Source organism: Lactonifactor sp. BIOML-A5, assembly GCF_009677585.1.
GTDB lineage: Bacteria > Bacillota > Clostridia > Lachnospirales > Lachnospiraceae > Lactonifactor.
Genome location: NZ_WKYV01000006.1, coordinates 203729 through 229975 on the forward strand (window position 1 = coordinate 203729; position 26247 = coordinate 229975).

A 26247-nucleotide genomic window follows, 5' to 3' on the forward strand; every position below is an offset into this window, starting at 1 on the left:
AGTTCTAGGGTGTTAGATGATTATAGGACACCTTCCCGTTGATTTAGTTCTTTTATTTACCTCTTCTATAACCACATCCGTTACTTTTTTGCCGCCAACATAGATATTGACCTCTGGTAGCTGACTTCCGTCATAATTATCCATGGCCGCCACCACTGCATTATAAACAGCCGGACCAACGCCGGCGGCTATGCCATCAACTATCTGATCGTTATTAGCAACAGCGGAGCGGTTACCCATACGGCCAACCATCTCATTAATACCATTTTCACGCGCCATAAAAAGCTCTCCGGTATTCGGAAATCCCCCTTTTGCATACCAGCTAATTCCAAATGAAGGAATTGAGAAGCTGCTTGTACCTAATGTAAGATTTCGCCAGTTGATTTGCAAATGTGGTAATGGTATATGCAAATTAGTAAAGGCACTTTTTAAATTAGAAATCGCATCCTTGCCCATTGTTCCTATATCACGCAGTGAATCATTAATGGATTTTGATGTATGTCCAATTAATTTTGATAACTTACTATCAATTGTACCCCACTTATCGCCTAACGCATTATTTAGGCCATTAACAAGATTTGTCCCTATGCCATACATATATTTTGATGGGCTATGAATATCAAATCCATCACTTTTACTTGTAAATAGGTCCTTTATTCTATCTACTATGCCCTTGGATGCATTTTCAACTTTATTTTTACTCGACTCAATTCCTTCAGCTGTACCATCCCCTATACCAGCTCCAATTATCTTAGCCTGATTTGGAGCACTTATCTTTAGCCTATCCATTACACCAGATAGTGTCGACTCAAATTCTTCGGATGATACTCCGGATTTTTGTAATGCATCCCGCAAATAGACCATCCCGTCCTCAAAAGGGGCCTGCCATTGGGCATTGGACAAGGTCTTATACAAATACTCAAAATCTTCCTGAGTAATATCTCCTTTATCTTTAAGCGCTGTGAGAGCTTCTAAAAGCACACCATAATTTGTTCTATCAGCCGCAGTCTGCGTAACATTAATGGTTTCCGCAAGCCCTGCCAGTGCAAACACTAAAGTTGGAGCTGTACTTGTCATAAATGCGCCGAAAGAAGTCATCCAGCCAGTACCTGTAGCGACACCGCCTGCTGCTCCATTCGCTGTGGCGGCACCTGTAACTGCCGCTCCGAATCCGGCCCCGCTAAGTACTGTTTTAACTTTACTTAATCCGGAAAAAAGTCCAGCTAACCCAGTTATCAATGAACTTGAAATCTTAATCGCCGCAATAGAAGCCGCAATCGTCCCAATAGCCTTTCCTATGGCTTCCAATTCATCAGGATCCATCTTCTTTAAAGCATCCGCCAACGCACCGATTATATCTGCAAGCGAATTCAGAAGCGGCGCTCCTATCTCATTCAGCATAAAATCAAAGAAATCCAGGAATCCGTCCGCAAATCCTTTTACGAATGGTGCCAGCGCCTCAAATAAGTTACCGATGGATTGTACAAGCTTCTCCCAATCTACCTTTGACACGAATTCCATCAGTATATCTTTCATCTGGGATATTTTAGACCACAGCCAATCCCAATCAACGTCAATCACGCCGAAGGCATCCAGTGCCAGTACAATGCCGCTAATCCCTAATGCTATTGCTCCGAATGGGTGCGCTGCCAATAATGAAAATCCCTTACCAATTGCTCCGCCGTCACCGAAGATAGACCCAAACCATGTTAATCCTTTAAATGCAAGAAAAGCGGTGAATAATTCTCCCAGGGCGTATCCTATGCGCTCGGCCGTCTCAGGGTTGATTTTTTTGAGAGCATCAGCCAACGAATTTAACCCGCCCGGCACGACTTTATTAATAAAATCAGCGCCAACAGAAAGTAAATCTTTGAAGAAATTAACAAGCCCCTGGCCTACCGACTTGGCAAATGGAGCTAAGGCATCCCATAACCTCGCGAGAGAATTGTTTAGTTTCTCCCATTGGATTTTATTTCCGAAATCGGTCAGCGCATCTACCAGCTGGAGAATTCCTTCCCCCATAGTCCATACAGCTACTGGTTTCAAAAAATACTCATAGAAGTCCATCAGGGCATTCCAGGTAAATTTCGTAGGTTTCTGCAGCATTGTGAAGAATTTTGCCAACACCCTATTAAGACGTCCCCAGTTTATTTCATTTAGCAGGTCATTTGTTATATTAAAAAACCTCGGAAGTCCGGAGTTATCAGCCAGCATCCATTTACCCATGGGTTTTAGGTAATTATGCCAGAGGTCATTTAAAGCTCTGACAGAAAAATTCCCAAGTTTCTTTAGCCCCTGGTTATATAATTTCTTTAATGCCGCCGTTGTCGGTTCTGCAGTTTTCCGGATACTTTCTAAGGCTTCTCTGAATTTGTCAGCCCACTTCAAAATCTCCTTATCAATCGGCACTTCTTCAAACATCTCTGATGGAGATGGCGGTGTGTACCCATCAGAGCTACCGCTGCCGGAAGTACCACGATCCGTATTGTCACTTAGTTTATTTATCTCGTCAAATCCAAGGAGAGTTTTCTCAAGTTCCTTTGTAGATTCGTTGGCTTTATCTGCGCTGTCAGACGTTTTGTCCAGGCTGGCCGCATAATCTTCTGTAACCGGGATTGCTTTTGTGAAGCTTGACCTCCCAGACAAGGCTGCAAAAAACATACCCACATATGTAACGGCCCGGGAAATCAAATTGATAAACGTCACCAAATGCGGAGCTACCACATCCAAAATTGGCGCAAATGCCGTAGCAAAGCTATTTTTCAGCTGCGTCATGGCTGACATCAAAGAAGAGATACTTCGGTTGGTCCGGTCAGAATATTGTGCCAGGTTCTGCATTCCGGTGACAAATCCTTCGTTTATTGTGGAGATCATCCTAAACACAGTAGAATACAGCACAGACATTCCAACCATACGCCCGATACTTAGGCCATTCATGGCCCTGTTGCCTGACTTTTTAGATTTTTTACCTAAGTCGGAAAGTCCCTTAGATAAGTCAGAGAAAAAGCTGCCTAACTTTCTGGACTGCCCCTTTGATTTACCAAAAAGGCCAAATATCCCACTACCTGCATTCCCTTCTCTTATAAGGCTCCTGGTTGTTTTCTCTGCCTCTTTGGCTAATTCCCGATTACTCCTGGACGCTCTGCTCTTTTTTCTGGCCAGTGCTTCCATCTCATCTGCCGTGAGGCCAGCGCTTTTCCCTTCTCCTCCTATCGCATCTGCTGACATGTTGGATAGCTTCGCCAGTTCTGCCATGTATTTTTTATATTCTTTTTGCTTCTGCAGCACCTTCTCAAGTTCAAGATACTTTTCATCATACTGGGAATTGCCTGCTCCAAGCCCTTTAGAACGCATTTCACCTAGGTCTGCCTTTAGCTTACGTATCTGACCTTCATATGTGGATAAATCCAGGCTCACTGGTATGTCAGAAAGATTATTAAGTACTGCAGATGCGTTGACGCCGAATTGCTTTACGGCATCGTCCCATCTTTCTATGTTTTCAGCTGCCTGCCCAAATACCATGCGCATAGCATCCGCATTATATTTCATGGAATCCGGTGCTACAGATGCAGTTCGTGACCACTCATCTGCGGTCACATCAGGTTCTCCTCGATAGATAGGGAAAGCACTTCTTTGCGTCTCCTTGATTGACTCCAACTCTGCAATTTTGGCCCGGTAAATATCAAGCTTATTGACTGCGGCGTTAATATCATACTGAAGGTTTTCCCAAGCTTTCCCAGATGGGGCGCCCTCTGAGGTTGCAATAGTTTTTTCCTCTTTAGCAAAAAGTTTATCTAACTGTTTCTCTAGTTCAACAGCTGCCTTTTTAAGATTCTCAAGATCTGATACTCCGGCCTCCGACAAATCTATTTTTCCGGCATATTTAAATTTTTCTGCTAATTCATCTGCTGATAGTGACGCCTTTTTTCCTGTCTGGGCCATCTTCTTAAAGTCTCCATCGTTGATTTTGATGGAGATATTTTTTCCGTCCAGCTCCTTAACGGCTATTGAAAGATACTTCAGGGCATTACCGACTTTTTGTAGTTTCGAAGCATCAACATTTCCAAGCTTTTCAATATTCCTGGCCAGTTTGCTGAAATCAGAAGCCTTAAGATCTTTAGTGCCAGATACTGATTTTTTTAAGGAATCAATGCCCCTCACAAGCGTACCTAACCCACTATTATCCAATTTTCCTAATGCTTCGGATACCTTGTCTAATTTTCTAGACAGCCCTTCCAACTGCTGGTTAGCCTTTTGAGCCTGTGCCTCAATCTCAATTTCTAATCTATCTATTTGCGTACCCATGATTTCACCACACTTTCCATTATGGCGCTCATGGGCGCTCTAATTATTGCATTTTTCGAATCTGCTATTGAACACTTCTATGAATAATTTGAATTCGTCTTCAGGTGATACTTCTTTTGTTTCTGTTCCAAACGGCTTATCAGGATACTTAGCCCCTTTAGGAAAGCAGCTTGCTATTGCCTTTGCCACGTAAACACCATTTAGCCATGCAGTATAGTCAGTAACCTTGCTACGCATTTCTACTTCCTCTGTTTTTGCATCCTGATACATTTTCAGTATTTTAGGGTTTATTTTCCAAAACGTGTCGTAAGGAATCCCGTATTTAATGGCTACGGGCAACCAAACATCATATATAATTTGAGAATACGTACTGTATTTATTTAAATCTGTTATTCTTCCTGTTCGGGTTGTTTCACATTCTTCTTCGTTTTCTCCTGGCCCGGCCCAAGGAGTTTTTTGAAAAAAGCTGATTCGTCAACCGCTTTCGAAAAAGCTTCGTAAATCTCAAGGACATTTCCCCCGCCAAGAATATGCTGCTGACATAACTCCTCTGCTTCACTCCTATCACAATCTGCGACAACACCAACAAAAGCAACTGCCAAAGAAAAAATCTTTTGCTTTTGAAATAGCTCAATGACAGAGAAACCCATATCTTCCATAGCTACCATATCTCTAAAGCCCAACTGGTGGACAGTATAATTTTTTTGATTAATTTTTATATTTGCCATACTCAATCTCCTTTTAACAAGCTAATATCAATTCCCACTCCGCAGGGAAATTGACTTTTAACAGTCTTCTAATAAACTAAAAACGGGAAATACTGCCAAGTATCTCCCGTTGCATTTCATGATCCCGCTCCTGCCGGTGCCGCTACATCAATTTTAGTTGATGGAGAAACCGAAATTGTCATCTCACGTACTCCGTTTACCTCTCCTTCATTGATGTAAACGGAGTGCTGCCCCTGCCATGTAGCCACACCATCTACACCCTCTTTTCCCATACTTACCCGATAATGCAAATCCGTATTTGCCTTGGTCTTTACAGCTAAATAAGCCTCCAGCTCATAGTTTGCCGTAAATTCCATTGCTTCCATTGACTGTACCCCGGGAACATAGGTCTGTGTCTCATCTTCCAAATCAGTAGTCTCCAGCTGCTCCGGTGATCCGCCTAAAGCCGGATAAGATTTGATTTTACAGAGCTTTTCCCAGGTAGTCCCATTTGCACTTGTTTCTAAAATGGTATTAATAGTACTTCTTCCGCCTGCCATAATTTATCATCCTTTCTACCTGTAGCTGTTACAGGTCAGCGGCTGTGCCAAATCCACAACCGGTATTCTTGGTTTATTTGTATCTACCGCTAAATATCTGCGGTCAGCGACTATGGCAATTCATAGCCGGTACTTACAGTCTTATTTTAATTCCCCACTATTTTACCCATAGCTGGGAGATATCGGACTACCAACCTTTCTGACTAAAAAGCCACGAAAAAAAGAGCCGTTAAGCTCTTTGGTTGCGCTGCATATTTATATCTCTTCTCCCGCTCCAATCACCCGGCTGTATCGGTATATCACCCGATAAATGTTGGTATCTGCCGCATTACCCGGCGTAAATGGCCCTGTACGCCTATATCCAAGTTCTCTCATGGCATCTGCTGCCAGTGCTGCAATACTCTTAGCTTCTGTGAGATTCTTGTTAGAATAGGCTGTAATCTCTATTGTGGAGGTCACAGCATTTTCATTGTTCTCCAGGTCGTCGGCCGCAGAAGAGTTTTCCAACTGCTTAAATCCGGTATAGGGGAAGGCTGGTGGGCTACCATCGGTGGAAGTTCCAGCGTTAGGGCATTTTTCGGAGATTGCTTTCTTTACGGTGGTAAATATTCTATTAAATACATCAAGCACTTCCAAACACCTCCTTTGCCAGCTTTGGAACTAAATTGCGTAAATCACGGCCAGTTTCAAACATAAACGGCTTAGATGGCTGCCCTCCAGACCAATGCCACTCACCATTTTTGAAGTACCACCATCCCGCGGAGCCATGCCCGTTGATATCGTATTTCCAATTTGCTAAGGATGGGTCCGGGTGTGGATTTTGTTCGCCGCGCAGGCCAAATCCCCACTCTACGAAAGCGGCATACTCGCATCCAGTGTAAATAATCCATCTTGCCCCATTGGTCAGCACTGCCCCCGGCTCATCCATGATACTGTTGAGAAGCTCACCTGAATCAATGGCAGGGAACTGTGTGAGTTTGACTTTTGCCAGAATCACTCCCTCGTCAGCAAGACGGTGAACCAGCTCTTCACATTTCTGGGTAATTTCCTTTTGGTAGTCACGGAGCTGCTTCTTGGCAGCCTTAATTTCCCTGGTTGATAAGCCAAAACTGATTTTCTTAACCATCAGTATTACCTAACCAATCTTGTGGCCAATCATGTACATACAGAATTTACCTCCACATTCACATACTTGATTACAGTCAAACACATCGTAATTTTCATTTGATTTCTTGTCATTCTTTGGCTGTGGACTTCCGCATTTTTCGCATCTAAACTCAATATCTGGTTTCTTGTTCACTTTATATACCTCCATTCTTCTGCCGCCATTTAATGGCAACCATAATAGAGTTCAAACTTCTCGCAGGCTTTGTCGCCACTGTATAATCAGCGCTATCCGGGTCTGCGGTACCATCTGGTTTCAATACCGGCTCTGTCTCAATCCAAATGAGACTATGTTCATTGATGGGGCAAGTCATGTCGGTGGTGGATATCGTCCTTGTGAAATCCAGTTCTTTCCCAAACACCTCGTTCTGCGCATCTCCACGTCCGGCGGAAATATTGGCATAAAAAGAGACGGGTGCTGAATAGCCCGTCTCGTAGTCGCCAGTTTCGTACCCGTCACTGTCCAATATCGGAACCCTGTCTTTGTATTGAGCATACCAGAAAGGCTGCTCGTTTCGTTTTAATGAACGCATATATACCTCCATAATTCAGAATATTGAGCGTACACGCAATAAACAACGTCGTACAAGAGTTTCTCCATATATAAATAGGTTATTGCGTCAAAACACAATATAGAGCCTACAGCACTCCACACATTGGCACAATCTCCGTATAGAGTTTGTCCTCATCAATAAACGTCCGAGAGATACCATTCTCGCTGTGATTGCTCTGCCCCTCGGCTCCCTGCATATTATAAGCATATACTACAGCCCGAAACACCACATTGGAATACTGGGCAATTGCAGCCTGCTCCTGCTCTTCTTCATACCCAAAAGGATACCTCCGGTTCACAACATTCTGACACGCCAAGTCAACAAGGAGTGAGATAATCCTCTTGTCACTTTCTCCTAAATATATTATGAGATTTTCAATGATGCTTTCTTTATCCACTCCTCACACCTCCTTTATTTGCCTGCTACTGGTTTTCTCCCGCGTTTAACCGGAGCCTTTTCTGGCGGAGCTTCTTTTGGTACATCTTCTGTCATTCCATCCACCGCATCCGATTCAGAGGTTTTTGTCCCTACTTCTGCTTTACACATATCCAGGTCAGTGATCTCCGTCTCATCTCCGGGTTCATTCATATTCAGGTCAGTGGGCTCCATCTCACTTTCTGTCACATTCATATCCAGTTCGGGGATTTCAGTCCCCGCTGGATAATATTCACCCTTATATTTTACTGTATGGTCAAATTTCATGCCTAACCCCTTAATATGCTTTGATAGCAAATGTGTCATCCATGCGCTCATAGGTTGGAAGCACGATTTCAGACACTATACACTGGGTTACGATTGGATGCGGTGTGGTATAGGTATAGATAGCCACACCAGTATTAACAATGGACAGATTGCCAATGCTTGCATCACCGCTTCTTTCTTCTGGTGTTTTGCCATATTTTGTGCTGCCAAGAGCAGTCTTTCCAGGGAGGAGCGCCACCATGCCATCAGGGATGAAGGTCTTTTCTGCACCGGAGTCACCTATAAAGAGTTTATCATATACCATAATCTCCAACCTCAAATCCTCACTTTCGCGGATGAATCTCCTGATATCAGATTCTTCAATAAACACGGGAGAAGTGGATGCTTTCGCTATGATATAGTCATGTACCTTTTTGCTCTTCACAAGCTTGTTCCAGGTATTATCATTCATCACTGCCAAAGTTATACTTTTCCCACGCTTTTTCATAGACTTTTTAGCAGCCTTCAAATCCTCAAAGGGATCGCATGTTTCTGGGTTGTCCCACTTACTTCCTTCTAACAATTCCATAAAGTTCTTTGACTTGTAGGAACCATCGACGTCGTAGTTGTAATCATAGTCCACATTATTCGCTGAAATTGCAATTTTAGGTGAACCATCCACTGGACAGAGCAACTGCCAAATCATTCTCTCAGGAACCACATCAGCGCCCTGGATTAAATCCATCGGCCCCAGCGCAATCTGTCTTAACAGCTCCTGCGCAATAGCCGGGTCCGCTGCATTCATCATATTCTCATAATCCTGGGCATCTTTTTCCTTAACCAGATAGGATTCGCGAAAGAACGGCATCTCAGTTTCCATCTCTTTGAATCCAATTCTGTCTCTGACGGTTGCCAGCGCATCAAAATTGGATGGTGTCAGGGAAACCGGCAGTCCTTTAGATCCTTTAAACCATTTCAGGTCCATTGTAGGAGACTTGGACGCCGGGAAAAAGCCGCTTCCCAAATAAGGTGCGATACCCATAGTCTGTTTATATGCATCCCACAGAACTCCGATCGCTCTTGCTGTAAATGCTTCTTTTAATGGTAATGCCATAGTATTAGACCTCCTTTGTCTTAATCAAAAAACGTTACTCTTGGCAGGGCAGACTTTGCTTCCGCTGAAACAGTAACGCTATTTTTCGCAAGTTTCTTGTTATCAATAGAGCCTTCAAAAATTCTGGTTCCCGGCGCTTCTCCATATGTAACATCCACATCATGAAGCAAAATCCCTTTACAGGTGGCATCATTTGCCGGGTGCGGGGTGCCTGCCTTAACAATTTTCTTTCCATTGCTATCTGCAACGACTCCAGAATCGGAAACCATACAGGCCTCTCCTTTAAAATCGTTAAATTTCAAGATTTCAATAGGGCTTCCATATTCTTTCTGTGTAAATTTCATTATGTTATCCTCCTTTTACTCGCACATTAATAGATTTCAAAAACTGATTTTGAAGCTTCTTCTGAAGCAGAAAACGTACCAGCTACTTCTTCTGCAAATTTTACATCCTCTGATTTTTCCTCCGCGCCACCGGAACCGCCGCTAGGAGCTGGAGTACCATCCATTAACTCCTCTTTGGTCTTTTGAATTGCAGCTTCTTTCTGCTTCGTTACCATGGTTGCAAGTCCAGTTGCCATGGACTTTGTTTTATCTGCATCATCAGAAATAATACCATCAATGAGGTCTTTGTAATCCTCCTCTGTCAGCCCGGCAGCAACAAGGATTTTTTCTGCATCCAGTCTGTTTGACTTTTTCGCATAATCTGTTTTTGCACTCTCGGCATCCTGTAGAGCCTTTTGGATTTTTTCCGCATCGGTAAGGTCTGCCTCCTGAAGTTTGTCATACTCCGCAGCCTTTCTTGTTAGTTCTTCAAAGTCAGCCTTCTTTGGAACTTTGTCTTTCCATGCCTTTACATCATCCCCGTTGATGTTCAAAATTGCCGTAATCTGTTCCTCGGTAGCGTCCGGGAACTGATTTTTAATATCCTCTCTTGTCATTGCTTCTTCCTTTCCAGAACATACACTTTTTTAACACGGTGCGCTCCGCATAGTTCCTATCCTCTTACGCTCGGACATGCAAAAATATAAACAACGTTAACGAAAAACTACTCCGCTACTCGTTGTTCTTTCACTTAAATCTGTGTGTCTTTTACCGGATTCAAAATTATGCTCACCGGTTTCTGTATCAAAGGTGTTAATTCCTCCACACTTTCGGCATTTTATTCGGCCCCTTCCTGAAAACTCCCCAAGAAGCAGGCTACAGCCTTTTCCCTTGCATCGAACTTCAATCATCTACTCACCACCTTTCGGCGGATTTTTAGACTGAGTCTTTAAAAGTTCTAACGATTGTGCAGACTTCCTTTCCTCTTCGGCTTGCATCTCTTGGGCGGTCTTATAAAGAGCATCCAGATAAGGCTTTGACTGGACATAAACCTTTTCCGGGTCTCCCCAGAGGTCGCAGGTCTTAATGGCAATCTTGGGATGTATACCTTTCTCCAGAAGATAAATCAGGGCCTGCGCTTTAACCAACATATTATCTGTCTTGTTCCGGGTAATTTTCACATCGATATCGTTAATTTTCAAGCCTGAACTGATAAGCTGTTTCGTCCTGAGGATCATCAGCACATTTTTCAGCGCCTCTTTCTCTGATTTGATAATGACCGGCTCATCAATCTTTGCTCGCTGCTCCGCAAAATCCCAACCATTCCGTAGATATACGGCCTGTCCGGTATCTCCGCCGGTATTTTGTTCACGATTTGGCATACCTTCGATAATAAGTATGTTTTTATACAAATCATCCTTAGCAACCTGCGTCTGCTCCTGATTCAGCTCATTGGAAATCATATCCACATCAGCCTGAACGCCCTGCTGGGATTTAATCTTAATTGCACCCAACTGGCACATACGAAGGAAATCATCTTCATTAATCTCGCAATTTACAAATTTCATGAAGGCCTGCACGAACTGGTCTATGCCATCCATCCGGTTAGACTGCATCCCGTTGACAGCATCCAGCATAGTGATTACTATTTCAATGTCAGACAAGCGCCTCACATTATTTGGAAACTCCACCAGCATAATGCGGCCATATCCATTGGGAGCGGATTTTTCAGGGATTATCTTACTATTTTTTATGTAATAAACCTGCTTCGGAGTGCTGCAATAGTATACATTTTCATTCATATCATCCTTTGCCTGAGTAACAGACATTAACGGCCTGCTGCCAAACTCCGAGGAATACACAACGAAATTGTATCGTGGGTCAGGCGTATCAATTCCGACGGGACACTCGCCAAGGCCAATATTTGCCATTGCATTGCTCCAATTATACCGATACGCAGTTCCGACATTACTCTGCCACTCCCCTATCTGGATGTCATAATAGGGCTTATCAATGGATTTCATCATTTTATTAAGTTTGTCGATTTCCTGCGTTTTTGCCTCGTCCTTGTCAACGCTTACGTATTGGACAGGCTCACCAAAGCTCTGGGCCATCATAAATCGTACAATCTCCAAAGCATGGTTTTCTACCACGTTATTTTTGATTTCTGGCCTTACCTGCTTTTCCCTATAAAGGATGGGCTGATTCCCGTTCATATAGTGATAAAGGTAGTCAATCTCGCGGCGATTCTGCCAATGGACAACCAGTGCCTTGCCAAGTTCCTGCACCACATTGGCTGCATTGATTTCCTTTACGTGAGACTTTATGACCTTTCTTCCAAACACCCCGTGGCATACATCTAAAAAGGATTCTCTGTTTTTATGGTATATCACACTGGTTTCACCGCCTTTCTGAACGAAAATAGCACCAGCGTTTTGCCGGTGCCGTACATACTTTTCACTAATACCATAATACCATTTCAAAAAGTTGCATGTGTTGCAAATTAACCCAACATAGAAAAAATTTCTCCAAGATTACTGTTATTACCTGTTTTATCCAACACAGCATCTATTTTTCTGGAAATGACACTCTTGTCATAACCCAGTTCATATCCGATTTTTTCAAGAGACCAATTTTCAATGTATTTCAATCGAAATATTGTCTGTTCTTCCAGGGTTAAACCTGGATTATCGAATATGAATCTCTCTATATCCAATTTCATATCCTCATATAGTATCCTGTTTCCTTCCAAATCCACCATTAGCTGGCGAATCATGGTTTCTCGCTCCTCTTTTGATTTTACACTCGCTCCGGAAACAACAAAATGACACGCTGCATACGGAAACATTTTCATAGAACCATTGACTACGCCATGCTCTGATACAAGAGGATGATTTTCAAAATACCGAAGCCTGCGCTCCATAGATTTAATCATGCTACCAAGGTACTTATAGTTTGCAAAAAATTCTCTGGTTAAAATCATATCCCGTATTCCTCCTAAATCAACATGGTCTCTGCATTGGCTCCGCTTTTGCGGTATATCCTCCGCTCTCTCGAACCGCCAGCATCGCCAACATATCCGGTCCGTCATCATGCGGGTTTCTCACTAACTGGCTGTACACACACACCCAGCTCATCATCTGTCCATAATCAGACTTTACTTCATATCCATCTGGATTCTCCGGTGTCTTGGGCGCCCGGAAGATAACATGCTCTATAACCCATGGGCTATTGACAATGATTCGGGTTTCCTTATTGGTTGAGGTGTATTTTTTATCAATGCTACAACGCCCGCCACGCTCTTTTACTTTCGCCTGAATTACATCTCCGGTACGCACGCCCTCTTTGTTTGACTCAATCTGGCAAATCTGGGTATTATTCCTTACGAGGCAATCGGCGTTCAAGTCATCCAGTTTATATGGGTCAATATTCTGGAATACGCAGTCATGCAAGTAGTAATCCTGACCATATTGGTAGAACACACCAAGGGCATTGTAATCCGTTCCAGTTCCCTTCGGGTCAAGAATCGCCAGAATCGCATCCGGTTCTTTATCTGGCAGCACACCATAGTACCGCCGCAGCTTATCAGGTTCATAAAGAATCCCCTCACGCTCCACTGGTTCATTCTTGTACAGACACTTATATGTAATATCATCCAGGGATTGCTCAATGTCCTCGAAATAGTCTTCATCGAATCCAACACCGTACTTGAAATTCCAGTTGCTTTTATGAGTCTCTGGGTCAATATCGGGCACTGATATAAAAACGCACCTGTCGTTCCCGCGATAAATATTCTGTATACGCCCAATTACATCCCATACGGACCACCGGGTTGCGATATGGAGTTCCTTACACTTTTTGCCTTTCTTCCCCTGCTTTTTACGGGTCTTTAGGTCAGTACTGTATTTGGTCCAAAGCTTATCCAGGCGAATTTTAGACAAAGCTTCCTCAATTCCTGAGCACAAGTCATCGCAGTAAAGCAATCCTTCAGCACGGGTAACACCAGTTTGGGAGGCTCCAAGCGCACGGAACGTTATAGACTTAAATGGTTTGAACTTGCCGAGATTAATTGTTTCTTCTTTGGCATTGACGTTCTCAATCTGAACATCCGGGAAAATGTCCCGCCAGCAATACTCAGCTACCTGCCCAGGTTTCAAGCCTACACCAATGATATTGCAGATTACGTCATAAACCATCCGGGTAACATGACCGGAATGAGAAGAAAACAGGTTACATAAATCCGGATTCCATCCTATCCAACCGGATAAGAACATCTCGGCAAGAGTTGTCTTCCCGATACCTGGCGGGCAAGATATAGATAAAATATCAATCTCATCATCAATAAGTTTCTGCAGGGCCTGTACGATGCCGTGCTGACGAAACTGTTCGCGCCGAGGAAGATAAAAGCGTTCTTCCGGATCCCGGTCCTTTTCTAGATATAGCAAATATGAGTCTAGATCTCGGTTCTGCGCCAAAAACAGCATGGACTTCCAGTACAGGTCCGCAAATCGTTTGACCTCCGCCTTGCCTCTAGTGCCGATTGCTGCTTTCCGTTTGACGAACTGCGCCTCATCCTTTGCCAGCTCAATATCTTCATCTTTGACCGCCAGCACCATATCCATGAGCATTGAGAGGTTGTCATATTGGTTGAGGTCCCTCTTATGTAGCGCACGAATAATCTGCAGGTGTTTCTTTAAATCTGTCATATTGCCACTTCCTTTAACTGTTGCAGGTTAGCGACTATCTCTGATTGATAGCCGGTGTTGCTGTTTGTTATTTGGACTAAATACGCTTATAGGAATTTTCTAATAAACAATTTCCATGTGACATAAGTCGGTTTACCATGGCACATTCTTCGCCATTAAGAATATACTTCACTGATGCGGATTCGTAAATCTTTGCTTTTTCACGTAGTAACATATCTATGGTTTCATCAATGCAGTGTAAACGTGCCTCTTGGCCAGGAGAAAAAATATATTCTGTTTTCATTGTAATACTCCTATCATCACAATCTATTATTTCTTAGTCAATTATCATTAGCAACTCCATTTTCCACAATAAAAAACCAACCATCGAATATTGATGGTTGGTAATAATAGATTTATATCCACAAAATTCTAAAAAATTCTTTTCTGTGATAAGCATCTATTTCTATAGTATTGGTTTTAAATGAATCGGATGCGCTTGATGAAAACATAAAATCATAAAGCGCACATAAAGCTTCTAATTCATCATAATCCTCTTTAGCAATGTATCTACAAACATAAACATTATAAATATGTACTTTTTTAAATATATTTATCAATTCTTCTTGCAAATCACCATTAATAAATTTCTGTGCTTTTTCATCATTCCGAATTTTTAGCGCCCAAATTATGGAGGCAAATAAGCGCGTAATAAAACTGATTTCACTAAATCCATCCTGTCCTATCTTGCCCTCAATATATTGCATCTTTTGATAATATATATTAAATTCACGCATAGTCATTCTATAATATGTACACATTTCACTAATCAACTTTTGTGAATATAAATGTCCTTGTCTCTGAGCATCCAAGTAATCTAGATACAAATCAGTATCTATTCTTTCTAAATTAAACTCGAAATCAAAAAACCTATTTAAATAAGCTGAAGCATTAAAGGAGTCTCCATAAAATTTCTTTATAGTATGAATTAATTGTGTTTTATTTATGGAGAATAAAAACATAACTCTTTGATCGTTAATTAAATGTTTCGTTTTTTCCAATATCCTCACCGCATAATCAGGCCTACACCTATCAAGTTCATCAACAATTACTAAAAGCTTTTGGCAATGCTCTGTAATTATCTCATCAAAAACATTCTCTAATGATTTTTTAATACTTTCAGTTGATTTTACTGCACTGAAGAAATCATTAGGAGAATCTATCATTTTATCTAAATCAATATTTACATTGCCAATTGTTAAGCCACTCAACACATCAGCAAACCCTTTCCTAAGACTGCGTTGATTTACAAACTTTTCCTTTACGTATCCCTGCTCAATTATAGAATATAATAGAGATATCATAGGATTTTCATGGTCATCATGCATCCAAGCATCAAAATATATTGGAATAAAAGTATTTTTCATTTCCAATGAACGAAACCTCTGTTTCTGATTCACTGCTGTATCCAAATCTGATATCGTCTCTTCACCAAATGAACAATGTCTATAATAATTTAAAAGTAGCTCAATTTGCTTCACAAAAAAAGTTTTTCCCGCTCCCCATTCAGCATCAAGCGATATCATCACGCTGCCATCTATTTTATCTAATATCTCAATAAAATTTAACAACGCATCGTTTCTTCTAACATCATCATTAATAAAAGTTTGAATAACAATCTCTTGTGTGGCTTCTAATTCTAATTTTTTTAAGCTATCTTTTTTCATAAGTATCCCCCATATTGATCTTATGAATAAATAATACACCATAAAATTCCAACCATCAATATTCAATTACCAACGTACAAAACGGACAGCCGGGACTTAAACCCGGAACATGGACAAGTGATATCGGTTCCCCGGCTCACTTTCCGTCCGAAACTGGCATAGCAGGGCTTGAACCTGCAACATTCCGGTTAACAGCCGGATGCTCTTCCATTGAGCTATACGCCAATATTTGGAGCTTACATACTAGTAATTTGCTATATATCTGCCACAATTACACCTCCACTGTACTTTACTCCAATAATCGGGGTATCCGGATTTGAACCGGAATCATGCGGATTAAAACCGCCGCTCTACAATTGAGCTATACCCCCTAAGTGAATGGCCCAAGTTAACCATTCACTGTTGCGGTTCTTTTGTCTGCTATTAAAAGGGAATTATTAAGGGATATTAATGGTTACTCGGAACTCCGCAGGCATCGTCGGTGTCTCCAGGGGCCATAAGCAGTAATGCAGCAGAGCTTACGCTGCCTTGTCAGAACCCGCTTCGCCATAAACGGTAACTCCAAATGATAAATTATGTTCTGGTGTGATATTGGGGGATTCCAGACTATTACCAGAACCTACAGACTCCCACCAGCCGCAACAAAGGTAATTATGCCAACAACTCACATATAGTAATGCAGGCCGCCAGCAAATGGGAAGCGCAGGTTCCGACCCTGCCTCTTTGGATTTTCAGTCCAATGTTTTCACCAGATTAGATTGCTTCCCGGATTGAGTAGTTCACCTGCCCATACCGCTATACAATAGACACTCATACGGCTACAGGGTATATACCCCGGCAGCTTCCTCAAATCACTATAGGCAACAGATGTATCACAGATTTATACGTAATACCCACCAACGCATCCTATCACCTGCATACAATAGACAACAAATTCACCAGAACGATACTGGAAATAAATCCACAGGCCAGCTTCAGCTCTTTTTCATGCGGCCTGGAAAGAATTCCTACACCAGAGAAAAGAAATAACAACAGAAGGTCCACAGTAGCTACAATATTTCCAAATACATACATTTTAACTACTCCTCCCCAATAATCCTATCTAAAATACTCATGGCCAAGTCATGTGCCGAAGTACATTGCTGGCAGCTTTCGGTATGTTCATGCTCTAAGGTATATGGCCGCGCTTCATGCAGTGCGGATTCAATACTGGCGAGAAACCCGGCGTATAAATCTTTATGGGTTAACAGTTCCTCTCTAATTACTTTTATAGACGATATTACCTCTCCTTGCTTCACTTCTGTACCTCCCACTGCAGCTCCTCCATGGCGGCCTTGGCTAACTCAATCTGGCTGTCACAAAAATTCAAAAGCGCTTGCTGTATATTTTTACGGTAATCAAATTTTCTTGGACTATCTGTGGTAGAATATCCGCCAATGATCACGCCGAATCTGTCATTTTGGATTTTCTCTTTTTCTAAAATCAATGAGTTGTACTCAGATTTTACAGCCTCATATCTATTGACGATAGTTCTATGGGATTCATATTCTTTTTCTGTCACTGGATAATACCTCCTGCTATAATCGGCCTTTTTGTTTTTTGGGGAAAATTTTAGTCCCCTTAGCGAAGGCCTTTTTTATTTTTCGGCATGGTAAGTGGGGTAAGTAGGCCACGTCCATACATCCCACAGACCCCCGGGGTAGGTCCACATCAATTGTATGGCAATTATATGTATTGTATAATCTATTCGCTAAACACTTGTTTTCGGAATAGATTGCTATACATTATGCACATATCTAATTTTTATATTTGTGCACCTTGTATAGTTAATGTATTGTCATACATATTGTCAGATAATATTGTTAAATTGTGTCTATGTTGTCATCGTCAATAGGGATGTCATCAAGTACTTTGGCCCCGATTTCCTCTGGTGTGTGCTCCTGGTCCAGCCCCGTGTTTGGTGTAAGTACAATATCCTGCTGGTCCTTAAGTCCATCATAGTTTTTTTGCCAGAATATCAGGGTAACTGGATTGAGCTTGCCTTGACTGCCCAGAAGCTCCCGATATGTGGATAAAGCCTGCTTCGCTTTTTTGATGAGGTCTATGGTTGATGAGCTTAACTTTTTGCTATATCCATTAATTGCATTACTTACATCCTGCTTGGAAAGCCCCAGAGCGGCATACAATCCCAGATTTCCAGGGCGAAGTCCACGATCCACACAGTATTTAAAGTATCCATCTATTGCATCCGCTACCGCATCCGGATTGCTTAGATCGACAGAAGGTGCGTGGAACATATCAAGGGCATACTGGCAGAATAAAGCGTTTTCTTCGGCGTTTATTGGCGCTATCCCATTTCCGCCTATGACAGGGCTATTTTTCCCATTGCTCTTGCGCTTAACAACTTCCTTTCCTGCCTGCTCAATATCTTTCTTCTCCACTCTCTCACCTCCCTGTGCATCCCCCGTAAACTAAAAAAGAGACCCCAGCTATTAACTGGAGTCTCCCGAACTCATTCTCACACCGGCGGGATCTGGCCGGATTTAATGTATTGAATTGTGTCTCCGGCTCATGTATTCCGGATTTAATTTATTAAACTATAACACCGGCAACTTACCGGGTTTGATATATCTAAATTACTTGACTGTATTATATATCTGTATCTCCAAAAATGCAAGAAGAAATTTCCTGGCAGAAAAACTCCCACCAGAAAGAACACAATCCCCCGCATCACTGCCCTGGCGGTCCAAAAAATTACTGGAGCCAGTACTTACCGGTATAGCCATTACCTACAGCCTGATATTACAAGCTGATACGGTTGTACTAGTTTTTTGGATGTAGGGTATACGTGCGCACGCGTACGCGCACATGTGTATACCTATAAATTATTATTTAGTACAAGTGTATCATTTATAATAAAACTTTCCTTAAACCAGCATAAACACTGAATCTAGACATGTACAGTTTAGTATTTTGAAACTGTACAAACAGGCTTGTAACTGTATCAATGATACACTTACGGATGCTATTTTGTAGGATTTGAGATAAGAAAGGAAGCATTTACTTAAATACATCTTACCCTCAAAAATACTCGTGAACTAGTTTTGAACTAGTTTTTGATACACTTACAACAGCTATTTGTACAGTTACAGAACTGCTAACTGTATCACATAGTTACGCAATTTTATAGATACGAACACAAAAAAGGGCCTACATTTGCAAGCCCCAGTAAATCAAATTTTATTATCATTCTATATCAATAAGCCCCAATCAAATCAATCCCAATCAATATCATCATGAGATACGGTCCTATGATGTTTTATATCATTTTCTGCCTCTCTCAGCCTTGCCGCTTCCTCCGGCGTTACCTTTGTAAAATCCGGATCCCAGGCAAGGACTAATTTTTTTATAAACTCAAGCGCAAAGTCCTGATCCTGCTCTGGCAATATCTCAAGTAACTTTGTTGCCTCTTTTACTGCTCCGCTCATCTTAAATACACTCCTTTCTTATCCCAGAGATATCATTTATAGATATCCCCTCGGCTCCCTATGTCCATGATATGTAGTATCTCGACGTCGTTTTTACGATATTGGTATATCACTCTATATTTCCCCACCCTCAGACGATGGCGGCAGTCAGTGTAGCCTTGCATCACTTTGATATCTCCCTTTGGCGGTTTCTCTGTTAGGCCCTCTATACCCGCTTTGATTCGTTGCTTTGTGGGTTTATCCATGGCCTTTATAGCCTTTGCCGCCGCCTTGCTATACTCTATCTGCATCCCGGTATCTCCTTTGTATTGATGCCTTTATTATACACTATTTTTTAATGTATTTCAATATCATTTCTTCAAATTTTTTCATGTCTTCATCTGATTCGTACTCTAACAAAAAACCAGGCTGACACTCCAACAATGTGCAAAGTTTGTCCAGCGTTTCTTGCGTGACAAGCTTATTATTCCGCAATTGCATAAGTTGAGACTCGGTGAATATCTTATTTTTACGTATTTGATAGGTTGTAATACCCTTATCGCTCAGCATTTTTATAATATCTCTTTTATACTTTATCATCGCATTATCCTCTCCGTAGCCATATCCATACTTTATTTTAGTATATCATCCATATACATTTTAATCAAGTGTACACTATGCACAAAACGCCCTCTTTATATACATTAAATTTTAGTGTATTTTATCTTGATATACATTAAATTTTAGTGTATAATGTAATCAAGATAAAGAAAGGGGGAAGCAAAAATGAATATGCAGAAATTAGTCGATGAAATAATTAACAGTGGGTATACCTTTATCGGGATCCGCCACATGTCGAATGATGAAAGCTACCAAAAAGGTGACTGCTGCAGAAACTCCTATGATTGGGATTACGTAGTAGACTGTAGTACTTATGATACCGAATCCCCCGTAGAGCTTCCTGGAACATGTGCGTATGATACGAGGATAGACTTAGGATGGGATGAGCCGGAAGAAATTCAAGATAAACTCGAAAAGGCACTTAGGGAATCCAGCGTATATTTTGGAGAAGCGATCGTTATCGGAGGGGACCGAATGGAATACGGAAATGACGAAAATGAACTCATAATTGCAGATGCAATGGTCATTGAAGTATTAACAGAGAATGTGGCGTTAGCTGCTTAAATATTATCACACCCGTCCCGGCCGGGAAACGCCGGATTACAACTCAAAAAATGAACGGAGGAAATGATCATGAAAAAATATTTTAGGAATGTGTCTAGTTTTGAAGATTTAAAAAGCCAATACAAAGCCCTATTAAAGGCCAATCACCCGGACAACGGCGGGGATCCATTAGAGGTAATTGACAGAGCATTATTATTTTTAATTAAATCTTTCTCTTCGTTTTTTAATAGTGTTAGTTTATTTTTGCATTCTTCTGATGCTAAACCGTCATAATCAGAAAAATCATAGTGTTTAATAATAACTTCGGCGGTTAAAGACTCAAGTTCACGTTTGACTGAATTATATTCAGTTCGCAAATTACAAATTTCCACATTCAACTTTGACTGCTTATCACTGTATTTCTTTTCAAGGATTTTTTCTTTATCGTTATATTCATTTCCCAAGTTTATAAGTTTTGAATCATATTCTTTTTCTAAATTTTTTGTTTTTAGATTAAACTCATTATATAAGTCATTACTTTTTTAACAACAGAATCATAACTCCGGCAATATTAACCGGATTAAATATATAGTAATACACTACGTCGGTGCCGTCGGCGGGGCAAAGGCCAACTGTCAGTATTTTGCCGGCGGGGACCGGGGAGCGTCCGCACACTATTTTATAGATTACAATGGGGATATCTGGCAGAGCGTAGAGGATGCAAATATAGCCTGGCACTGCGGTACAAAAAGCGGCTATAAACACCCTGAATGTAGGAATGCGAATTCCATCGGCATTGAGCTGTGCGTAAGGAATAAAGGCAGCCAGACTGATACATCAAAAGACTGGTATTTTGAGGATGCGACTGTCTGGGCGGCGGCGGAACTGACCAAACATCTGATGCAGAAATACAATGTGCCGGCAGATCATGTACTTCGGCATTATGATGTTACCGGGAAGATTTGCCCTAATCCTTATGTCTATAACACCACAAAGCACACCTGGACGGAGTTTAAAAGCCTGATAAGCTCTGCCGGGCGTAATTACATGCAGATAGGGGATAGCGGGGAAGAGGTAAAGCAGCTCCAAAAAGACCTGAACACCCTGGGATATAACTGTGGTACGGCTGACGGGATCTACGGAAAAAAGACGGCGGCGGCGGTTGAAAAACTGCAGAAAGCTACCGGGTTGGCGGCTGATGGTATGGCAGGTATCAAGACACTGGCGAAGATTGATGAACTGCTGAACGCAAAGCCTCAGTGGATACAGCAGGGCGGACGCTGGTGGTACAGGCACGCAGATGGCAGCTATACAAAATCTGGCTGGGAAAAGATAGGTGGCACATGGTACTACTTCGATGCCGCAGGTTTGATGAAAACGGGCTGGGTGCTGCTGGGGAAAAGCTGGTATTATCTCAAGAGCAGCGGAGCTATGGCCTGTAATGAACTGCTAAAGATTGGAAATGAACTATTTTATTTTACGTCTGAGGGCCATATGGGCACCACAAACGGCAGAGGTGCGTTAGTATAAGAAGAAAGCCCGGGGATTATCTCCCTGGGCTATTCTCTTCCTCCCGTCTGCTTTCAACGTCTTCCATTTTCTTTAGCTGCCGTTCTGGGTCAGAAACGGTTTTTACCACATTCCGCAGTGCGCCCAGGCGCTTCACGGATAATCCTTCCAATTGCTGGATCATGTGCATGATCTCAGAGTGGTCATCTCTGGTGGCAGCGGCTCTTAACTTTTTGATGGTTTCCAGCTGGTCATCTTCCCAGTTATCTACCCATTCTGATAATACACGTTCCTGTGTTTCGTATGTTCTAACTCTTCTGAGCTTCATCCCGATTGATTTTGTTTTCATATTTTGCCCCTTTACATTTTCCGATTTTAGTTTATAATATAAGTATAAGTCATCCCTGTCAGGGAATGTGGGTTAAAATAACGTATCATATTATTTTATGTCGGAGGAGCGGTGGCAAGCCCGCCCTCCTCTGGTAAACTCCTTGTCTTACTTTTTAAGTAAGGCTTTTATTTTTTCTTTCGCTTCCTCAAGGGTTTCGCACTCGTTGAGGATTTCAAGAATTTTCCTTGTTTGGTTTTCTTCGGTGATTTCCACCAGCAGTTCACTAGTATTCATTTCTTCGTCCATGTGGCCCTCCCTTCTCCGCTTGCCCGGTATTAAGTTAATCTCTTAACTTACTTATATTATACTATTATTGGTAACCAATGTCAATTGCTTTTCTTCTTTTCTATTATTATTTTTCCATTTACACAGGATACCAACACACTTTTGTCATCCTGTGTGACCCCGATCTCCTTTATCATATCGGCCGGCAAACTTATTTTGTAGTTAACGGAATTTTTACCTGCTGAGCCACCAGCTTTTGCGATTATTACATTTCTTTCTACCACCTTGTCACCTCCTGTCATTGGTTACCTATATAGTATCATCATTGGTTACCAAAAACAATAATAAATAAAAAAACTATTGACTATTGGTTACCAATAATATATAATGTAATTACAAGGTAAGGAAAACACAAACACAGGAGGTAGAAAGATGAAAAAATATAACTTATCCAACATCATGAAAAGAGCATGGGAAATCAAAAAACAGAAGTTAAAAAACATTTTTTCTATCTGCCTCCGTATGGCTTGGAAAGAAGCCAAGGAAGGAGTCATCATGAAAGAAGAAATCAAAAGGCTTGTAGAAACATACAGGATTCAGGAGCGGGAAGACGGGATGATCAGGGTCATGGACGTTAACAAAGCTCAGGCATCCGGTGACCTGAAGATGATCAAGGGAAACAAGCAGGCGATCCTTGATTATATAAGGAACGAAAAAAGAGTAGCCAATGAAAGACAGCATAAAATAGACTCTATCGAAGGTCTTTCCGAAATCGAAGCTTGCATGGATGCATGGGCTGAATGGCACGCGGATTTCGACAGAATGGTGGATACCGGAAGAAGTTACATGACGGTCAAAAAACCATCTACAGAAGTAGCAGAGCTGAGAAAGAAATACCCGGTAGCGGATGCTTACTTAATAGCAGACAAAGAGTCACGCAGATCAAATTATGAGCTTGCAACAATCGGAAAAAAAGGTCTTGAACGCATTATAAACGGAGAGGATTACAAAAAAGTCCTTGATGATATGAAAAAAGAGCGGGCAGCATTTACTGAATCACACATTTGGGAATGATCATTCGCCCGCCCCGGAGGTTACGAGGGCAGAAAGGATATAAAATGAAAACAATCAAAAAATATGAAGAATTTAATGCAAGGCGTTACGGTAATCCGTGGGTGGCAATTGTTGGAAAAAACGGGAAGATAGATTTTTCCCAGAAGATAGGTGGATACACTGGAGCCTACGGAAAAGGAGAAGCCGGAGAATTATATATTAGTGATCCGGTGGAAGGCGCCGTGTATGCATACGGCCAGAAGGACTACAGGGGAAGTAACGGCGGATATAGATACGTACAATATTCTAATGGCGAATTTACCGAAATTGAAAAATCCGATCTTATCGAAACGTTATCGCGCTAACAATATTCCACCCGCCCCGGCCGGGTAAAGCCGGGAGAAAGAAGGAAGGTATGAAAAAAGGGATCATGGACTTATTAACTGAAGAAATGAATAACAACCGCACGGAAGAACAGAAACAGAACGGAGAGAAATGGGAGAGGCTCCACAGCGAACAATATCAGATAGTACAGACAAGAGATGGGGTTTTTCATAATCATACTAAAAAGTAGAATTCTAACCCGCCCCGGCATTCATCAAAACGAAAAGGAGATGTGTAAAAATGGAAAATCGAACTTTGAAATTTATGTTTAAGCGCGTGTTACAACGCGAACCAGTTTTGGTTCATGATTCAAGCCCGATACCGAAACAAAAATCAAGTCCAATACTTGAACAAAAAATAAATACGGCGTCAGAGGATGAAATAGATGTGGCATCGGATTCAAAGACAAATACATCACCAGAATCCAACGAAGAAATCTGTCGTTTCCATACTAAGAAAATGCTTGTGTCGCAACTAATTGATGAATGGTTTCATGACCATAGATTCAAGATAATGGAATCTACCGCCTACGAATACGAAAAGTGCATACCATTTGTTAAAGACTACTTCGCAGGCTTTTACATTGACGACATCACTTCCGATATGGTATATGAATATATTATTTTTTTAAAGAATAAATATTCTACACTATCTTCCGGAAGAATTTACTACAAAATACTGCAATTGAGCCTAAAATATGCAATGAATTATCACTACACAAGCTATAATCCTGCTGCAGAAATCTTCTATCCCAGGCCACCCCGAGCAGAAATCAAGCCATTTTCGGAAGACGAATACAAACTACTAATTACCGCTGATGGCCCTGACTGGGTACGCAATGGAATAATTATTGCTTTTCGGACAGGGATGAGACGAGGAGAAGTATATGCGCTTAAGTGGTCAGACATTAATCTAGCACAAAAATACATTTCTGTGCAACGAGCAATCAGTAGCGCATGCTCGAAAACTATTCTTAAAACTACCAAAACACCTGCGGGCGTGCGCAGGATAGATATTGATAGTAAATTGGTCGCATTTCTGACTGATTTAAAACAAAACAGCCTGAATGAAACCTTTGTATTTCCTGGAACAGCTAGGGAATATCGGGTCCCCTGGAATGTATCCAAGGAGTTAAAAAAAATGTGCGAGAAAGTAGGAATACCTCCTAGAGATTTTCATGCTTTGCGCCATACGCATGCTTCTGTACTCCTTGCGCATGGCGTACATCCCAAAATAGTTCAGGAGCGCCTTGGACATAGTAGTTGTCAAATAACAATGGATACATATAGTCATATAACCCCCACAATACAGGACACAGCGGTAAATGTGATGGAAAACATATAGATTTTGCAGAATAAAGGGAGAATGATTGCTTACATTAGCGTTTTTATACTAAAACAGTTTTGATACGAACATTTAACCAAATATACCAATATAGTCTCTAATATTGCATTATAGCGCAATAAAACCTAATCTTCTATCAAATGCTTAAGGCGCCCTGGATAATCAAGGCGCCTGTTTTTAACATTTTTCAAATAATGTGCATATTGGTACTTCGAGGGCATCTGCGATCATAAAAACCGTATCCAACGATACCCCTACATCCATGTTGGATGCCTCAATGTTGCTAAGATGCGTCCGGCTGATGCCTGCCTGCTCCGCAAGCTCCGCTTGGGTGTATCCTTTAATCTTTCGGTAATAGGCTATTGTAAGACCTAGTACCCTGTGCTTATCATTAAACAAACGTTTCATCAACTCCTTATTGTAAAATGCAAATTATATATTTGCAATTATATCATATTATATGAAATATGTCGATTATCGTCGAGTCTTTTTGCTTTACATGTATTTTGTGGTTTTGTATAATCAAGCTATGGAGCTTCCCTCCATCTAATTCCAGTTTTGTAAATCAATCTTCTTCGGTTTCTGTGAGATATTCTTCCTCGGAGACTATGCTTAAAAGTGAAACATCTATGTTCAGGAACTCGGCAGCAGCTTTTAAGGCATCGTCTTTCGTTTTTTCTCTTTCAACCTCAATCTTTTCGGCACTGACTGGTTTTTTTAAGTTAAAGCCAATTTTTAAATAACAATCCGATGGGTTTCCATCTTCATCTTCTGCGAATCCTGCTTCTTTTGCCACTCTGTAAAAAAAATCTATACTCTTTTTCATAATATCCTTTCTCCGGTTCTACCGGAAATCCTAATTTGTAGATGCAGTTGTGTCCAACTCAATG

General features: G+C 41.4%; 37 protein-coding genes and 3 tRNA genes. 7 read left to right on the forward strand and 33 right to left on the reverse strand.

Annotated features, from left to right (window positions below; genetic code table 11):
• Positions 1-12: 12 nt before the first annotated feature.
• The 28 genes from GKG41_RS06770 to GKG41_RS06905 form a co-directional block, all read right to left on the reverse strand.
• Entirely contained in the window at positions 13-4305 is a 4293-nt protein-coding gene (locus GKG41_RS06770; RefSeq protein ID WP_154257781.1) for a hypothetical protein, read from the reverse strand.
• A 39-nt stretch (positions 4306-4344) separates the two neighbouring features.
• On the reverse strand, positions 4345-4644 hold the full coding sequence (locus GKG41_RS06775) for a hypothetical protein (protein WP_154257782.1): 300 nt from the start codon (positions 4642-4644) through the stop codon (positions 4345-4347).
• 50 nt (positions 4645-4694) lie between these two features.
• On the reverse strand, positions 4695-5033 hold the full coding sequence (locus tag GKG41_RS06780; RefSeq protein WP_154257783.1) for a hypothetical protein: 339 nt from the start codon (positions 5031-5033) through the stop codon (positions 4695-4697).
• A gap of 116 nt (positions 5034-5149) precedes the next feature.
• Complete coding sequence (locus tag GKG41_RS06785; protein ID WP_154257784.1) at positions 5150-5572, reverse strand: phage tail tube protein; 423 nt, start codon at positions 5570-5572, stop codon at positions 5150-5152.
• Positions 5573-5827: 255 nt separating this feature from the next.
• Positions 5828-6202, reverse strand: a complete 375-nt coding sequence (locus GKG41_RS06790) for a hypothetical protein (protein WP_154257785.1) — start codon at positions 6200-6202, stop codon at positions 5828-5830.
• Positions 6195-6698 carry a hypothetical protein gene (locus GKG41_RS06795; RefSeq protein WP_154257786.1) on the reverse strand — a complete coding sequence of 168 codons (504 nt, stop codon included), beginning with the start codon at positions 6696-6698 and terminating at the stop codon, positions 6195-6197. The genes GKG41_RS06790 and GKG41_RS06795 overlap by 8 nt, the downstream gene beginning before the upstream one ends.
• 9 nt (positions 6699-6707) lie before the next feature.
• A complete protein-coding gene (locus GKG41_RS06800; protein WP_154257787.1) occupies positions 6708-6872 on the reverse strand; it encodes a hypothetical protein in 165 nt (54 codons plus the stop codon).
• Position 6873: 1 nt separating this feature from the next.
• Complete coding sequence (locus GKG41_RS06805; protein ID WP_154257788.1) at positions 6874-7269, reverse strand: hypothetical protein; 396 nt, start codon at positions 7267-7269, stop codon at positions 6874-6876.
• A 106-nt stretch (positions 7270-7375) separates the two neighbouring features.
• Positions 7376-7687 (reverse strand): hypothetical protein, encoded by a 312-nt coding sequence (locus tag GKG41_RS06810; protein ID WP_154257789.1) that lies wholly within the window; start codon positions 7685-7687, stop codon positions 7376-7378.
• Between the two features lie 14 nt (positions 7688-7701).
• Complete coding sequence (locus GKG41_RS06815) at positions 7702-7992, reverse strand: hypothetical protein (RefSeq protein WP_154257790.1); 291 nt, start codon at positions 7990-7992, stop codon at positions 7702-7704.
• Positions 7993-8002: 10 nt separating this feature from the next.
• On the reverse strand, positions 8003-9085 hold the full coding sequence (locus tag GKG41_RS06820; RefSeq protein ID WP_154257791.1) for a major capsid protein: 1083 nt from the start codon (positions 9083-9085) through the stop codon (positions 8003-8005).
• A gap of 20 nt (positions 9086-9105) precedes the next feature.
• On the reverse strand, positions 9106-9429 hold the full coding sequence (locus GKG41_RS06825; protein ID WP_154257792.1) for a hypothetical protein: 324 nt from the start codon (positions 9427-9429) through the stop codon (positions 9106-9108).
• A 26-nt stretch (positions 9430-9455) separates the two neighbouring features.
• Positions 9456-10025, reverse strand: coding sequence for a hypothetical protein (locus GKG41_RS06830; RefSeq protein WP_154257793.1), 570 nt, complete (start codon positions 10023-10025; stop codon positions 9456-9458).
• Between the two features lie 294 nt (positions 10026-10319).
• Positions 10320-11801, reverse strand: coding sequence for a phage portal protein (locus GKG41_RS06835; protein ID WP_347563376.1), 1482 nt, complete (start codon positions 11799-11801; stop codon positions 10320-10322).
• 110 nt (positions 11802-11911) lie between these two features.
• The gene (locus tag GKG41_RS06840) at positions 11912-12391 is read right to left on the reverse strand and encodes a helix-turn-helix domain-containing protein (RefSeq protein WP_154257795.1); all 480 of its coding nucleotides are present in this window, start codon (positions 12389-12391) and stop codon (positions 11912-11914) included.
• A gap of 19 nt (positions 12392-12410) precedes the next feature.
• Complete coding sequence (locus GKG41_RS06845; RefSeq protein WP_243141047.1) at positions 12411-14114, reverse strand: hypothetical protein; 1704 nt, start codon at positions 14112-14114, stop codon at positions 12411-12413.
• A 76-nt stretch (positions 14115-14190) separates the two neighbouring features.
• A complete protein-coding gene (locus tag GKG41_RS06850; protein WP_154257796.1) occupies positions 14191-14397 on the reverse strand; it encodes a hypothetical protein in 207 nt (68 codons plus the stop codon).
• 112 nt (positions 14398-14509) lie between these two features.
• A complete protein-coding gene (locus tag GKG41_RS06855) occupies positions 14510-15820 on the reverse strand; it encodes a P-loop NTPase fold protein (RefSeq protein ID WP_173015680.1) in 1311 nt (436 codons plus the stop codon).
• 153 nt (positions 15821-15973) lie between these two features.
• A tRNA-Asn gene (locus GKG41_RS06860) sits at positions 15974-16045 on the reverse strand.
• A 76-nt stretch (positions 16046-16121) separates the two neighbouring features.
• Positions 16122-16191, reverse strand: a tRNA-OTHER gene (locus GKG41_RS06865).
• Positions 16192-16514: 323 nt separating this feature from the next.
• A tRNA-Phe gene (locus GKG41_RS06870) sits at positions 16515-16587 on the reverse strand.
• 142 nt (positions 16588-16729) lie between these two features.
• Positions 16730-16894 carry a hypothetical protein gene (locus GKG41_RS06875; RefSeq protein ID WP_154257798.1) on the reverse strand — a complete coding sequence of 55 codons (165 nt, stop codon included), beginning with the start codon at positions 16892-16894 and terminating at the stop codon, positions 16730-16732.
• Between the two features lie 5 nt (positions 16895-16899).
• On the reverse strand, positions 16900-17133 hold the full coding sequence (locus tag GKG41_RS06880; RefSeq protein ID WP_154257799.1) for a hypothetical protein: 234 nt from the start codon (positions 17131-17133) through the stop codon (positions 16900-16902).
• On the reverse strand, positions 17115-17381 hold the full coding sequence (locus GKG41_RS06885) for a hypothetical protein (RefSeq protein ID WP_154257800.1): 267 nt from the start codon (positions 17379-17381) through the stop codon (positions 17115-17117). Before GKG41_RS06885 ends, GKG41_RS06880 begins: the two co-directional genes overlap by 19 nt.
• 301 nt (positions 17382-17682) lie before the next feature.
• Positions 17683-18261, reverse strand: coding sequence for a hypothetical protein (locus GKG41_RS06890; protein WP_154257801.1), 579 nt, complete (start codon positions 18259-18261; stop codon positions 17683-17685).
• Positions 18262-19095: 834 nt separating this feature from the next.
• Complete coding sequence (locus tag GKG41_RS06895; protein WP_072854961.1) at positions 19096-19308, reverse strand: hypothetical protein; 213 nt, start codon at positions 19306-19308, stop codon at positions 19096-19098.
• Between the two features lie 32 nt (positions 19309-19340).
• Positions 19341-19598: a type II toxin-antitoxin system RelE/ParE family toxin gene (locus GKG41_RS06900; protein ID WP_154257802.1), complete on the reverse strand. Its 258-nt coding sequence runs from the start codon at positions 19596-19598 to the stop codon at positions 19341-19343.
• Between the two features lie 37 nt (positions 19599-19635).
• Positions 19636-19887 (reverse strand): helix-turn-helix domain-containing protein, encoded by a 252-nt coding sequence (locus GKG41_RS06905; RefSeq protein WP_154257803.1) that lies wholly within the window; start codon positions 19885-19887, stop codon positions 19636-19638.
• A gap of 186 nt (positions 19888-20073) precedes the next feature.
• On the opposite strand from GKG41_RS06905, the gene GKG41_RS06910 reads away from it, so the two are divergent.
• The 3 genes from GKG41_RS06910 to GKG41_RS23860 all read left to right on the forward strand — a co-directional run bounded on the left by GKG41_RS06910 (position 20074) and on the right by GKG41_RS23860 (position 21981).
• A complete protein-coding gene (locus GKG41_RS06910) occupies positions 20074-20472 on the forward strand; it encodes a hypothetical protein (RefSeq protein ID WP_243141045.1) in 399 nt (132 codons plus the stop codon).
• Between the two features lie 69 nt (positions 20473-20541).
• Positions 20542-20745, forward strand: a complete 204-nt coding sequence (locus GKG41_RS23420; RefSeq protein WP_243141044.1) for a hypothetical protein — start codon at positions 20542-20544, stop codon at positions 20743-20745.
• Between the two features lie 285 nt (positions 20746-21030).
• A complete protein-coding gene (locus GKG41_RS23860; protein WP_347565843.1) occupies positions 21031-21981 on the forward strand; it encodes an N-acetylmuramoyl-L-alanine amidase in 951 nt (316 codons plus the stop codon).
• A gap of 16 nt (positions 21982-21997) precedes the next feature.
• Here GKG41_RS23860 and GKG41_RS06930 read toward each other — a convergent pair whose 3' ends face one another.
• The 3 genes from GKG41_RS06930 to GKG41_RS23270 all read right to left on the reverse strand — a co-directional run bounded on the left by GKG41_RS06930 (position 21998) and on the right by GKG41_RS23270 (position 22860).
• Positions 21998-22309, reverse strand: a complete 312-nt coding sequence (locus tag GKG41_RS06930) for a hypothetical protein (RefSeq protein WP_154257804.1) — start codon at positions 22307-22309, stop codon at positions 21998-22000.
• Between the two features lie 147 nt (positions 22310-22456).
• The gene (locus GKG41_RS06935) at positions 22457-22597 is read right to left on the reverse strand and encodes a protein phosphatase (protein WP_154257805.1); all 141 of its coding nucleotides are present in this window, start codon (positions 22595-22597) and stop codon (positions 22457-22459) included.
• Between the two features lie 80 nt (positions 22598-22677).
• Complete coding sequence (locus GKG41_RS23270; protein ID WP_194167094.1) at positions 22678-22860, reverse strand: AbrB/MazE/SpoVT family DNA-binding domain-containing protein; 183 nt, start codon at positions 22858-22860, stop codon at positions 22678-22680.
• Positions 22861-23008: 148 nt separating this feature from the next.
• Between GKG41_RS23270 and GKG41_RS06945 the strand changes: the two genes are divergently transcribed.
• The 4 genes from GKG41_RS06945 to GKG41_RS06960 are packed head-to-tail and all read left to right on the forward strand — an operon-like array spanning position 23009 to position 25357.
• Positions 23009-23650, forward strand: coding sequence for a hypothetical protein (locus GKG41_RS06945; protein WP_154257806.1), 642 nt, complete (start codon positions 23009-23011; stop codon positions 23648-23650).
• A gap of 44 nt (positions 23651-23694) precedes the next feature.
• Complete coding sequence (locus tag GKG41_RS06950; RefSeq protein ID WP_154257807.1) at positions 23695-23994, forward strand: hypothetical protein; 300 nt, start codon at positions 23695-23697, stop codon at positions 23992-23994.
• A gap of 50 nt (positions 23995-24044) precedes the next feature.
• Positions 24045-24203: a hypothetical protein gene (locus tag GKG41_RS06955; RefSeq protein WP_154257808.1), complete on the forward strand. Its 159-nt coding sequence runs from the start codon at positions 24045-24047 to the stop codon at positions 24201-24203.
• A gap of 50 nt (positions 24204-24253) precedes the next feature.
• Positions 24254-25357, forward strand: coding sequence for a site-specific integrase (locus GKG41_RS06960; RefSeq protein ID WP_154257809.1), 1104 nt, complete (start codon positions 24254-24256; stop codon positions 25355-25357).
• A 177-nt stretch (positions 25358-25534) separates the two neighbouring features.
• On the opposite strand, the gene GKG41_RS06965 is transcribed toward GKG41_RS06960, so the two are convergent.
• On the reverse strand, positions 25535-25765 hold the full coding sequence (locus tag GKG41_RS06965; RefSeq protein ID WP_072854922.1) for a helix-turn-helix transcriptional regulator: 231 nt from the start codon (positions 25763-25765) through the stop codon (positions 25535-25537).
• 157 nt (positions 25766-25922) lie between these two features.
• Positions 25923-26183: a hypothetical protein gene (locus GKG41_RS06970; RefSeq protein WP_154257810.1), complete on the reverse strand. Its 261-nt coding sequence runs from the start codon at positions 26181-26183 to the stop codon at positions 25923-25925.
• Positions 26184-26247 lie beyond the last annotated feature (64 nt).